Raw genomic sequence first — 11,954 nt, 5'->3', positions numbered from 1 at the left:
ATGTTATCAATGTTTTACATTTTGAATTCAATTTTCCCGGTCTCTTTATTGAGGGTAAGGGCGGCCGCAAACGGTTTGCCCTGCTTGCTTTTAAACCCTTTTAACTTGGTGGTTTCACCCTTTTCCAACAGGCGTTTCACCTGAGCTGCCGATAGCTTTTTCCGTGCGATCTTGCCGGAAATGGAAAACTTGCACCCTTCTTTATAGCCGCTGCATCCATAGAAGTCATTGCGCTTAATATAGATGATTTCTTTTCCGCAGTACGGACATTTGCCGATGGGTTCTGCTGTTTTAGACAACGGAATATTCTCTACCTTCCAGCTTGCAGCACCGGCAATGGCATCGCTGATCACTTTTTCTGTCATTTTGCGGGTCAGCTCCATAAACTGTTTCGCATCTGCTTTTCCTCTTCCAATCTCACGGAGCCGCTGCTCCCAAACCGCAGTTGTTTCTGCAGATGTCAAAATGGATTCTTCACCGATCGCGGCAATTAATCCCTTCGCTTTTTCGGTCGCAAATACTTGGTTTTTTTCTACTCTGATATAATCCAGCTCTTCAATTTTTTTTATGATGCTGCTTCGTGTCGCCTCAGTGCCAAGACCTTGAACTTGTTCGAGCACCTTGCTCAGCTCTTCATCCTCAATCGTTTTGCCGGCTGTTTTCATGAGGGTGACGAGACTTCCGAGCGTGTATCGTTTAGGCGGCTGTGTTTTTCCTTCCCGGATCGCAACGTTCTCCACTCTTCCTTTGTCGGCTTCAGTTAGATCCGGAAGAAGGGTGTTTTCATCGTCCTCTTTTTTAGCTTCTTTCTTTTTGTTTTCAAAAAGGACCTTGCGCCATCCTTCCTGTATGATGACTTTTCCTTTTGAAATGAATTCATCCCGCTCATTTACTTTTGTAACGATTGTAGTGGTATCCATAATCGCCTTATCATAGTGGGCAGCAATCACGCTCCTCACAATCAGATCGTATATGTTCCGCTCATCTCGGCTTAACTTTGCAGGATTAGCGACGTTTTCTGTTGGAATGATGGCATAGTGGTCAGATACTTTCGCAGCATTTACAAAACGCGGATTCCCTATGAGAGATCGCTTCGGTGAAGGAAGGAGATGTTTATATTCCTCAAGGTCACCCAGCTGCTTCAATATGCCTGGCATCATTTTCGCCTCTTCTTCAGTGATATACGGGCTATCCGATCTTGGATAACTGACCACTTTTTTTAAATAGAGATCGCTTGTAATGTTCAGTGTTCTTTCCGGGGAGTACTTATACACTTGATTCGCTTTAGCTTGGAGAGCAGAAAGATTAAACAGCATCGGCGGATGGTATTCTTTTCTCTCCTTTTTTATGCTGTTCACGGAACTAAACTGATTTTCAGTCCGCCTTTTGATCTCCTCTGCCAGATCTTTCGTTTTGAGGCGGCTGCTGCTTTTATCATGCCATTTTCCGCTGTACTTCTTTCCATTCACATCAAATGAACCGATCACTTCAAAAAAAGGTTCCGGCTTAAACTTCTCGATCTCATGTTCGCGTTTAACAACTAGCGCGACTGTCGGAGTCATGACTCTTCCTGTCGGAAATGTCTCTCTAATTCCTTTTTTCTGCATTAAAAGTGTGTATGCTCTCGTCGTATTCAACCCGACAAGCCAGTCGGCACAGGCTCTGGAATAGGCTTCAAAAAAGACGGGGAGCGTTTCCTGGCCTTCTTTCAGGTTTTTGAATCCATCCAAGACTGCTTTTTTTGTTAATGATGAGATCCATAAGCGCTTTACCGGTTTTCTGCAGTTCATATTGAGGAGAAGAGATTTATAGATAAGTTCTCCTTCACGACCCGCATCGGTCGCACCGATGATTTCAGTGACTCCGGGTTCAAAAGCCAGCTTTTTAATCGTTTGAAATTGATCCCATTTAGAGGGAGAAACTTTATACCTGAAACGGTCCGGCATCATCGGCAGCGTTTCAAGTTTCCATTTTTCCCATTCCGGTTTATAGTCCTTTGGCGGAACAAGTTCCAGAAGGTGGCCGACACACCATGTTAAATAGGCTCCTTCAGGAAAAAATTCCTGAGGAGGAATCTCATAATATCCTTTTAGTTTCTTAACCTTAGAAAAAGGCCCTGCAAGAGCTTGGGCCTGTGATGGTTTTTCAGCGATAATAAGTTTCATGGTTCACTCCTTGAAGCATACATATATTCGTCATTATGCTTCATTTAATCCATAGATTCGAACATTTGTACTCTTTTTAATTATACCATTTTATTTTCATGAATAAAATGTTCTTACAGACTCGTCTCCCCGCTCTGTGCAAAAAGGTTCTGCTCTTCATACAAATAAAAAATGTAATCGGTAGACACACCTGCCCCGTCCATCTGTCTGAGCATGGCGGTAAGATTTCCTCTATGGTAGGTTCCATGATTGACAACATGCAGAATAAAATCCTGCAGCGGCGCCTTAGCTTCCCCGAATTTCGGATGCGAAATCGTGATCACCTGAAGTGGATCTTCTATCCCGTTTAAATACAGCTTATAGCTGCTGGATACTTCCATAAATAATTTCTCAATTTCAATCAATGATACGCCTTCCAGCCTCTCATTCCATTCATTCAGCGAGTGGATCGTTTCTTCGTATGTTCTTCCAGAAATCGTCCATAGCCAGATCAGATCCGTTTTCAGCATGTGAACCAATGTATCCATCAAGCTTGGAAACACACTTTTTATTTCTTGCTTCATCCGTTCTTCTGGCAGCTTCTTTAAATGTTCAAACCATTTCTTGTTGGCCCAGAGATGATAGTCCATCCATTTTGATGCTTGATTTTCCATATATTAAATCTCCTTTTATCATGGTTTATTTTCATAGTAGTCCTTCGATATGACAATGAGATCTTCCTGCAACCCTGCACTTTCTTCTTAAAACAAGGAAAATTTCTTCGGAAAGAAGAATACATCTAAAAAAGGACACTTCAGCTTGGAGGAACAACTCATGGCAGAGAAACAGACACAAAAGAGAATCCGATTACGAGAATTACGAATAACCGACTGGAAGGATGTACATGCGTACGCTTCTCAGGAGATCACATGCCGCTTTCAGCCGTGGGGCCCAAATGCCGAGGAAGATACGCTGGAATTCATGGGCCAGGTTATAAAAGATACAAAGCATAATCCCAGGTCTCGCTATGCTTTTGCGATCATTGAAGAAAAAGATGAAAAACTGATCGGAGTGGCAGAACTGAACATCAGGGATTTCACTAACAAAATCGGAGAGATCGGCTATGTCATCCATCCAGATTATTGGGGCCGAGGCTATGCAACTGAGGCGGGCGGACTTCTACTCCACTTGGGTTATACCGTGCTGCGTCTTCATCGAATCTATGCAACGTGCCACCCTGACAATGAGGGGTCAGCAAGAGTTCTCGAAAAATTAGGAATGATAAAAGAAGGTGTTCTGAGAGAAGATCTAAAGATAGGAAGTGGATGGCGGAACTCGCTGCTCTTCAGTATTTTGGAGCATGAATGGACGGGTATGCCATAAGGTTATGGGTGTGTTCTTGAATAAAATCCTTTATCTCATACTCTCACTTGTACTGATCCTACTGTTTTCAGCCTAAGAGTGAACGTCTTTATCTTTGGAGATAAAGTGGCGGGTGGATACTGGATAGAGCAGAATAAAAAACCAGCATGAAGATTTTCACATGCTGGTTTTTTGTTTTATGCTGTTGTTATGGTTGCATCGAGCTCCACTTCGACATTTCCTTGTATGGCTCTTGTGATCATGCATGAGGTTTCTGCTTTTTCAGCCAGCCTTTTGGCGAGCTGCTGATCTGCCTGTGTCGCCTCAGCTTTTAAAACAATAACAGGGCGATGTATGATCTTCTTATACGTGATCACACCTTTTGTTACATCCACGACCCCAACTGAATCCATCGTAAGGTTTTCTTTATCCAGGCTGCTTCTCTCCATCATGGCAGCAAGAGTAATAATATAACAGGTTGCTGCTGCACCAAGCAGCATTTCATCAGGATTGGTACCCACCCCTGGCCCATCCATTTCAGGAGGAATCGAGATTTTCATTTTCAGGTTGCCGGTTTCAATTTCACCTACATCATTTCGCAAACCAGGCCAGTTGGCATTTAAATGAAAGCTATGTTCAGCCATATGATCAGCTCCTTATCTTGTTCTCCACTCTTATTGTAACCATCCTAGACCATTCACTCACTTAATCTGCCCTGAAAGACATATAAAAAGAATTAATTATACCTTCTTCCCTGATTTTCAGTATAATGATAGAATAGTATATTTTTACATATTCACAGTTTATTCTGTTAATAATAGAAAATGTTGAAGGAGAAAAGAAGACATGTCTATTCTTATGGTAGATGATAATTCCGTAAATCTATATGTTATAGAAAAAATATTAAAAGGGGCCGGTTATGAGAATACGGTCTCGCTTTCATCCGCCAGCCAATTGTTTGATTACCTTGAAATGGGGAACCCCCAGCCGAAAAAAAGTGATGTAGACTTGATTCTATTGGACATCATGATGCCCGAGATCGACGGAATTGAGGCCTGTAGACGTATTCAAGAGATTGAAAGGCTAAAAGATATTCCCATCATTTTCATCACCGCCCTCGAAGATACAAACAAACTTGCCGAAGCGCTTGATGTGGGCGGAATGGACTATATCACAAAACCGATCAATAAAGTAGAACTGCTAGCCCGTATACGGGTGGCGCTAAGGTTGAAGTATGAAAAAGACTGGCATATCGAGCAGGAAAAGAAGATCAGGGATGAGCTCGACCTTGCCATGCAGGTTCAGCGAAGTCTGTTAAATCCTCCGCTTCAGCAAGAAAATATCCAGATTAATGTCTCCCATCTTCCCTCATTTAAGCTTGCGGGTGACATGTACTACTGGCATCGCTTTAATGAGCACCGGTATGGTGTCATCCTGCTGGATATGATGGGGCATGGGATTTCCTCCTCACTTGTATGCATGTACATTTCCTCTGTAATGAGAGATGCCATCAAGATGCTTGAAGATCCGGAACTGGTAATTAAAGAGCTGAATCGCTATATGGCGCTGCTTTATAATCAAAAGAACTTCTATAATTACTATTTTACGTGCATTTATTTGGTCATTGATACAAAGAGCAAAACCGTAGAATATGTGAATGCAGGACATCCTCCTGGATTTGTACTCATTGATGGCGCTGAGCAATGCCTGCTTGAACGCGGCAGCTGTGCCGTAGGTTTCTTTGATCAAATGGAAGTGGAAAAATCAACGATCCATTTTGAAAAGGATATCCAGCTTCTTCTTTTTACCGACGGTGTCATTGAAGCGAACAAGGATGAGAATCTCTTACTCGATAAACTGCAGTTTATCGCTACCCAGAAATGGAACCAAACGATCACGTCCCCCATTCATATGGTCATACCTGAAGAAGAGCTGGTGAACCAGCAGGACGACATGTGCATTCTAATGATTCAGGCAACAGCCAGTAAAGTTCCTTCTGTCATTTAACATTTCAATAAAAAGCTAAAGACGGGCGATCAATTCGCCCGTCTTTTTTAATCTTGTTTTCTATATATTTTTTCAGCTGCATCAAACTCAGTATAGTATGGAGTCTTTTCGGAAAAGCGAAGTGATTCTTTGTTGCCGAGTCCAAGGAATCCACTTGGACATAGACTCTCATAGAACAATCCTTGCACCTGATTTTGAAGTTCACTTGTAAAATAAATCAATACATTACGGCAAATAATGACATGAAACTCATTAAAGGAAGAATCGGTGACGAGATTATGCTGAGCAAAAATAATATTGCGTAAAAGGGAAGGATGGAAATAGGCAAAATGCTCATCGGCCGCATAATACTCTGAAAATGCCTCTTTTCCACCTGCCTGCATGTAGTTCTTTGTATAGGTTTGCATCTTTAGCAGAGAAAATGTTCCCTGCTTTGCCTTCTCCAATACTTTTTCATTCATATCTGTAGCATAGATTGTGGTTTTATCAGCCAAGCCCTCTTCCTCAAGCAATATCGCCATCGAATAGACTTCTTCACCCGTAGCACAGCCCGCATGCCATATGCGAATCTCGGGAAGTTTCCTTAACTCAGGGACCACACGTTGCCGGAAGGCCTTGAAAAATTCGGGATCACGGAACATTTCAGTCACATTGATTGAAAAATCGTTGAGCAATTTTTCGAGAAAACCCTTTTCATGGATAACTTTCTCGAGCAGTCTCGTTATCGTTGGTATTCGTTCCATACGCATTCGGTTCTTGATCCGGCGGATAATAGACGATCTCATATATTTTCTGAAATCAAAACCGGAATGCCGATAGATCGCTTCTAAAAGGAGATCGGCCTCCAGGTTTTCAACGAATCCAAGTTCAATTTCATCTTCACTTGCAATAATTTGATCATTCATCATCTATGTTCGTCCTTACTTGTTTGTAATCCATACCCTCATGACCGAAAAGAGCTGTTCAATCCTCAAAGGCTTGCTGATATAATCCGATGCTCCGGCTTCCAAACATTTCTCACGGTCATTCTTCATCGCTTTTGCAGTCAGAGCGATAATAGGGACACCGGAGTTTTCTTCGTTCTCCCGGATCCTTCTCATGGTTTCATATCCATCCATAACCGGCATCATGATATCCATCAGGATCATATCAATGTTCTGCTCCCTTTCCAGCATTTCCAGACATTCTGTTCCGTTAGAAGCCGTAATAACCTTCATTTTTTCGTTTTCCAGTGCTGTTTTTAAAGCAAAAATATTACGGTGATCATCATCAACTATCAATACTGTTTTTCCTTTAAAGGAGCTGATATCAGCTGGAGCCTGTTCTGCAGCCGGCCGATCGTTCTTATTAAGTTCCTCAAGTACTTTGTTTTCTTCCTGAACTTCAGGAGAAATGGCAGCAGCAACCTCGCTCACTGCTTCATTCAGCTCTTGAACCGGAGCAAGTCCGTTAGGGAGGCTCGGAATATACAAGGTAAATGTACTTCCTTTCCCTTCTTCACTTTCGAGCTCAAGCCGCCCCCCCAGCAGTTTTACAAATTCAAGAGATATGGATAGGCCCAGGCCTGTACCGCCATATTTACGGACAGTTGCTCCATCTCCCTGCTGGAATGCTTCAAAAATTAAATCATGTTTGTTCTTGGATATTCCGATTCCCGTATCTTTAACCGTAATTTTAAGCAAGTGGTCTGCACCGTTCTGAAGGTCAAAAACAGGTTCTTTTTCGATATGCAGAGAAACCTTGCCTTCTTCGGTAAACTTAAAGGCATTGGATAGAAGATTTTTAATAATTTGCTGGAACCTCTTCTCATCCGTATAGAAGATATCTGGTACATCTTTCTCTTTTATGATTTCAAACTCAAGGTTCTTTTGATCGGCGATGTGTCCGAAATTCCGCTCAAACTGCCCAGGAAGCTCACTCATGTTCATCTCGCTGAAATGCATTTCAAGTTTACCAGCTTCGACTTTTGAAAGATCCAGAATATCGTTAATCAGGTTAAGCAGGTCTTGTCCAGAGGAGTGAATCACCCTCGCAAACTCCTCATCTTCAGAAGAAAGGCTATTCGAAGAATTCTCAGCAAGCATCTCAGAAAGGATCAGGATACTGTTAAGCGGTGTTCTCAGCTCATGTGACATATTGGCAAGAAATTCAGACTTGTACCTGGAGCTTAATGTCAGCTCCTTGGCTTTTTCTTCAAGCTGTACTTTTGCGTTCTGAAGTTCTGCCGATTTTCCTTCTGCTTCAATGGAACGCTGTTCAAGCTGCTCATTAATCATGCGCAGTTCTTCAGATTGCATCTGCAGTTCTTCGGATTGTGTCTGAAGCTCTTCGGATTGTGCTTGAAGTTCTTCTGTCATCGCCTGAGATTCTTTCAGCAGGCGGACAATTTCCATTCTGCCAATCACACTGTCGATGGTCAGGCCAAAAGTTTTTGTTGCGTTTTCGATCAGCTCAATGTGCTGTTCTGTAAATGTGTCAAGTGAAGCAAGTTCCAAAACTGCGATCACTTCCTGCTCATTCAGAACAGGGGCGATCAGCAAGCTCTTAGGACGAACTTCTCCAAGCCCTGTGCCAATGACTTGATAATCTGCCGGCAGCCTGTCCACCACAAGGATGCGTTTCTCAGACACACATTGCCCGATAAGGCCTTCCCCCTGTTTAAACGCCTCTCGCCCTGCTTCTCCGATCGGCTCTGAAAACGAACCTTTTTTTACGTATCGGGATTGTTCTCCGCTTCCTTCCCGGATATAGAGAGCACCCATGGAAGCCTGCGTTAAGTGGGCAACACCTGTAACAAATTTCTCTCCCAGCACTTTAATCGTAGATGTTCCCTGATATCTTTCGACTACCTGATTCGTGCTGGACTGCAGCCATTCCCTCTGCTCGACTTTATCAAGCAGTTCATTGGTCGCTTCAGCCAGGTCTTTGATTTCATCTTTCGTTTTTACATGTATGCGCTGGGTAACGTCACCGTTAGATGACATAGCCGTAATGGAACTTACAACAGCCTTAATGGTATTAATGATCGAGCCTGAAACAAAAGACGCAATAAGTGATGAAACAGCCACAACAATAACCAATAAAGAAAAGAGCCCTGTTTTCAGGAATTTGTTCTGCTCGTCAAGCCTGTCCGCCCGTTCTTTCGTCAAGCCTTTTTCAGTGGTTCTGAACGTGTCAAACTGGCTGCGGATCTGTTCCACACTTTGACTGCCTACATCTTTTTTAATAAGAGAGAGAACTTCTCCCTCCTTGTTTTCCTTCTTCAGCTGAATGGACGGATTTCCTGTTGTCTGAAGCCAATTGTGAATGGATTTATTAATTTCCTCGAGCCTATTTTGCTGTGTTGGATTATCGGCAATCAGCCCATAGAGCTTTTTATAATCGTTTTCCCAACTGGTCACTGCCAGATTAAAGGATTTAAGATGGCTCTCATCCCCGGTAATAATAAAGCCGCGCTGCCCGTTTTCCATATCGAGAACCTGCTTTTCAATCTCGTTGGTCAGCGAATGAACTTCTATGTCATGGTTAATAATAAAATTCCGCTCTTTTTGCATAGAGGCAATCTGATTATTTACTGCTAATATTGAAACGATCAGACAAAGAATAATCACTAGATATCCGGCAAAAATTTTAGCGCGGATTCCAAATCTGTTTCTCCCTATCATTTTATCATCCTGCCTTTGTTATTTTCATAGTTATCCACCTTTTATTATAAACAACAATTACCGATATAGATAGCTGGAAGTAAAGTATTTCCACGTCTTCTCTCTGCTTTTGATGCGTTGACTTCCTATTTTAGATATGATAGGCTTGTCTAAATTTTCAAAATCAAATTACATAATAGTGGAGACAAGGTTCCATTGCCCAAACGCAAAGGATGAAAAGGGAAGCCCGGTGAAAATCCGGCACGGTCCCGCCACTGTAAAAGGAAACGAGCTCATAATGACCACTGGCCGGCAGGCTGGGAAGGAATGCAGCTCGGTATAGAACCCTTGAGTCAGGAGACCTGCCTTGTTTCAACAACACTGTTTTAACCTACGGGAGATAGGGAGGTGTTAGATTCTTGCATACAATGGGGTTTTCTCTACCCTTTTTTAGGCATTTCTAACGTTCTGTCACTGGCGTTGGGAATGCTTTTTTTGTCATTAGCATATTTAGTATCTAAAAGAATGGAGAGATGACACATGAAAACGAGCAACTTGGGATACCCCCGTATCGGCAGCAATCGGGAGTGGAAAAGAGCACTGGAAGCATTTTGGAAAAGAGAACTGACGGAAGCCAGTTTTCTGCAGCAGATGGAACAGATCAGGCTTGCAAATCTGCAAAAACAAAAAGACATGGGCATAGATATTATTCCAGTCAATGATTTTACACTTTATGATCACATGCTCGATATGGCAGTGATGTTCGGGCTAGTGCCAAAAAGATTTGAAGCAGCGAAAAATCCCATCTCCCTTTACTTTGGCATGGCGAGAGGGAAACAAGAAGCGGTCGCATGTGAAATGACCAAATGGTTTAACACAAACTACCATTACATCGTGCCGGAATGGGAAGACCGTACGCCGAGGTTAGTGGAAAACAAGCCCCTTACCGCTTACAAGGAAGCAAAGGAGAAGCTTGGGATTGAAGGAAAACCGGTCATTGTCGGGCCTGTTACTTTTATTAAATGCGCAAAAGGATACCTTCCCGAACAGGAAGACACACTGCTTTCTCAGCTTGTCCCGTTATACTGCCGAATTCTTCAGGAACTGGAACAGGCGGGCGCCCAATGGATTCAAATCGACGAGCCCATTTTCGTTACTTCCCTATCCGAAGAAGAACTAACAGCATCCAAGAAAATCTATGAACAGTTTCATAAAGCCAGTTCCGGTCTTAATATTATGCTGCAGACGTACTTTGAGAGCGCAGAGCATTACAAAGAAATCATTCAGTTTCCTGTCCAGGGGATCGGACTGGATTTTGTCCATGGCGAAAAAACACTGGATGAGATGCGTATGCATGGGTTCCCAGAGGATAAAGTGCTGGGTGCAGGCATACTTGACGGCAGAAATATATGGCGTGCCAATTTGAGCCAAAAGCAAGAGCTTATACTCCAGCTTGAAGAACTGGCTGCATCCGAACGGATATGGATACAGCCTTCCTGCAGCTTGCTTCATGTTCCTGTTTCAGCCAAACACGAGCATTCCCTTCCGCAAGAACTATACAACAGTCTTGCCTTTGCTGACGAAAAACTGGAAGAACTGCGATTGCTTTCTTCACCTTCGCAACAAGAAGCAATAAAGAAGTATGATGATGCTCTTTACTTGCTGAACAGCTCTCCGGCAAGAAACCGGACAGAGGTTTTATGGGAGGTTGAAAAAGCTCAAGGCAAAGACCTCAAGCGAAATCAGCCATACATGAACAGAAAACAAAAACAGCAGGAAGTTTGGAATCTCCCTCTCCTCCCTACGACAACCATTGGAAGCTTTCCGCAGACAGCGGAAGTAAAGCAGGCCAGGGGGAAACATAAGCGAGGGGAATGGACGAAAGCACAGTATGATCAATTCGTTAAAAACCAAATTGAAAAGTGGATTAAAATCCAGGAAGATATTGGCTTAGATGTTCTTGTTCATGGTGAGTTTGAACGAACAGACATGGTGGAATTTTTCGGACAAAAACTTAACGGGTTTGCTTTCTTAGAGAATGGATGGGTTCAGTCCTATGGATCTCGCTGCGTTAAACCGCCTGTCATCTACGGTGATGTCGATTTCAGTGAACCAATGACCGTAAACGAAAGTGTGTATGCACAGTCTCTGACAGATAAACCGGTAAAAGGAATGCTGACCGGGCCGGTGACCATCTTAAACTGGTCCTTTGTCCGGGATGATATTTCAAGAGAGAATGTCTGCTATCAAATAGCAAATGCCCTGCAAAAAGAAGTGCTTGCACTGGAATCTGCCGGCATTACCATGATCCAAGTAGATGAACCCGCATTAAGAGAGGGTCTGCCGCTGAAGAAAAGCAAGTGGCAGCATTATATTGACTGGTCTGTTAACTGCTTTTTGCTGACCACCTGCGCTGTAAAGGAAACCACGCAGATCCACACCCATATGTGCTATTGCGATTTTAACGAGTTTCTTGGCGTTATCAGCAAGCTGGATGCCGATGTGATTTCTCTTGAAACATCCAGAAGCCATGGTGAGCTGGTTTCTGCCTTTACTTGGCAGTCATACGAAAAAGGAATCGGTCTTGGGGTTTATGATATTCACAGCCCTCGAATACCTGAAATTGAAGAGATGAGGGTGATGATTGAAAAAACACTCGAAGTATTGCACGAAGACCAGATGTGGGTAAATCCTGATTGCGGACTGAAAACAAGAAACATATCAGAAACCATTCAATCTCTCAAAAATATGACAGCTGCTGCGGCTCTGGTCAGAAAGAAAGAGGCAGTCTCGTAAC

General features: G+C 43.0%; 8 protein-coding genes and 1 riboswitch. Of the genes, 3 read left to right on the top strand and 5 right to left on the bottom strand.

Translation table 11 applies throughout. The features are described from left to right. Positions 1-14: 14 nt before the first annotated feature. Both LCY76_RS07730 and LCY76_RS07725 read right to left on the bottom strand, forming a co-directional pair. The gene (locus LCY76_RS07730; protein WP_248252154.1) at positions 15-2,165 is read right to left on the bottom strand and encodes a type IA DNA topoisomerase; all 2,151 of its coding nucleotides are present in this window, start codon (positions 2,163-2,165) and stop codon (positions 15-17) included. A gap of 113 nt (positions 2,166-2,278) precedes the next feature. Next, positions 2,279-2,818 carry a DinB family protein gene (locus LCY76_RS07725; protein ID WP_248252153.1) on the bottom strand — a complete coding sequence of 180 codons (540 nt, stop codon included), beginning with the start codon at positions 2,816-2,818 and terminating at the stop codon, positions 2,279-2,281. 160 nt (positions 2,819-2,978) lie between these two features. Between LCY76_RS07725 and LCY76_RS07720 the strand changes: the two genes are divergently transcribed. Beyond that, complete coding sequence (locus tag LCY76_RS07720; RefSeq protein WP_248252152.1) at positions 2,979-3,527, top strand: GNAT family N-acetyltransferase; 549 nt, start codon at positions 2,979-2,981, stop codon at positions 3,525-3,527. Positions 3,528-3,703: 176 nt separating this feature from the next. Here LCY76_RS07720 and LCY76_RS07715 read toward each other — a convergent pair whose 3' ends face one another. Further along, positions 3,704-4,150 carry an OsmC family protein gene (locus LCY76_RS07715; RefSeq protein ID WP_248252151.1) on the bottom strand — a complete coding sequence of 149 codons (447 nt, stop codon included), beginning with the start codon at positions 4,148-4,150 and terminating at the stop codon, positions 3,704-3,706. Positions 4,151-4,352: 202 nt separating this feature from the next. Here LCY76_RS07715 and LCY76_RS07710 point away from each other — a divergent pair, with 202 nt between their 5' ends. Continuing rightward, positions 4,353-5,513 (top strand): SpoIIE family protein phosphatase, encoded by a 1,161-nt coding sequence (locus LCY76_RS07710; RefSeq protein ID WP_248252150.1) that lies wholly within the window; start codon positions 4,353-4,355, stop codon positions 5,511-5,513. Positions 5,514-5,560: 47 nt separating this feature from the next. Here the strand turns inward: LCY76_RS07710 and LCY76_RS07705 are convergent, their stop codons facing one another. Both LCY76_RS07705 and LCY76_RS07700 read right to left on the bottom strand, forming a co-directional pair. Further along, positions 5,561-6,418: a CheR family methyltransferase gene (locus tag LCY76_RS07705; protein WP_248254621.1), complete on the bottom strand. Its 858-nt coding sequence runs from the start codon at positions 6,416-6,418 to the stop codon at positions 5,561-5,563. Positions 6,419-6,433: 15 nt separating this feature from the next. Next, on the bottom strand, positions 6,434-9,178 hold the full coding sequence (locus LCY76_RS07700; protein ID WP_248252149.1) for a CHASE3 domain-containing protein: 2,745 nt from the start codon (positions 9,176-9,178) through the stop codon (positions 6,434-6,436). A gap of 170 nt (positions 9,179-9,348) precedes the next feature. Continuing rightward, a riboswitch (cobalamin riboswitch) is annotated at positions 9,349-9,541 on the top strand. A gap of 156 nt (positions 9,542-9,697) precedes the next feature. Between LCY76_RS07700 and metE the strand changes: the two genes are divergently transcribed. Next, positions 9,698-11,953, top strand: coding sequence for a 5-methyltetrahydropteroyltriglutamate--homocysteine S-methyltransferase (gene metE, locus LCY76_RS07695; RefSeq protein WP_248252148.1), 2,256 nt, complete (start codon positions 9,698-9,700; stop codon positions 11,951-11,953). Position 11,954: the final 1 nt, after the last annotated feature.

This window comes from Fictibacillus marinisediminis (assembly GCF_023149135.1).
Taxonomy (GTDB): Bacteria; Bacillota; Bacilli; order Bacillales; family Fictibacillaceae; genus Fictibacillus_C; species Fictibacillus_C marinisediminis.
The sequence above is the reverse complement of the archived record's forward strand: the minus strand, read 5'-3'. Positions and strand labels throughout refer to the sequence as shown.

What these genes read in the sequence shown, in the direction of transcription:
- LCY76_RS07705 (WP_248254621.1), bottom strand. Translation starts at nt 6,418, where the DNA reads ATGAATGATCAAATTATTGCAAGTGAAGATGAAATTGAACTTGGATTC.
- LCY76_RS07720 (WP_248252152.1), top strand. Translation starts at nt 2,979, where the DNA reads ATGGCAGAGAAACAGACACAAAAGAGAATCCGATTACGAGAATTACGA.
- LCY76_RS07715 (WP_248252151.1), bottom strand. Translation starts at nt 4,150, where the DNA reads ATGGCTGAACATAGCTTTCATTTAAATGCCAACTGGCCTGGTTTGCGA.
- LCY76_RS07710 (WP_248252150.1), top strand. Translation starts at nt 4,353, where the DNA reads ATGTCTATTCTTATGGTAGATGATAATTCCGTAAATCTATATGTTATA.
- LCY76_RS07730 (WP_248252154.1), bottom strand. Translation starts at nt 2,165, where the DNA reads ATGAAACTTATTATCGCTGAAAAACCATCACAGGCCCAAGCTCTTGCA.
- LCY76_RS07700 (WP_248252149.1), bottom strand. Translation starts at nt 9,178, where the DNA reads ATGATAGGGAGAAACAGATTTGGAATCCGCGCTAAAATTTTTGCCGGA.
- LCY76_RS07725 (WP_248252153.1), bottom strand. Translation starts at nt 2,818, where the DNA reads ATGGAAAATCAAGCATCAAAATGGATGGACTATCATCTCTGGGCCAAC.
- metE (WP_248252148.1), top strand. Translation starts at nt 9,698, where the DNA reads ATGAAAACGAGCAACTTGGGATACCCCCGTATCGGCAGCAATCGGGAG.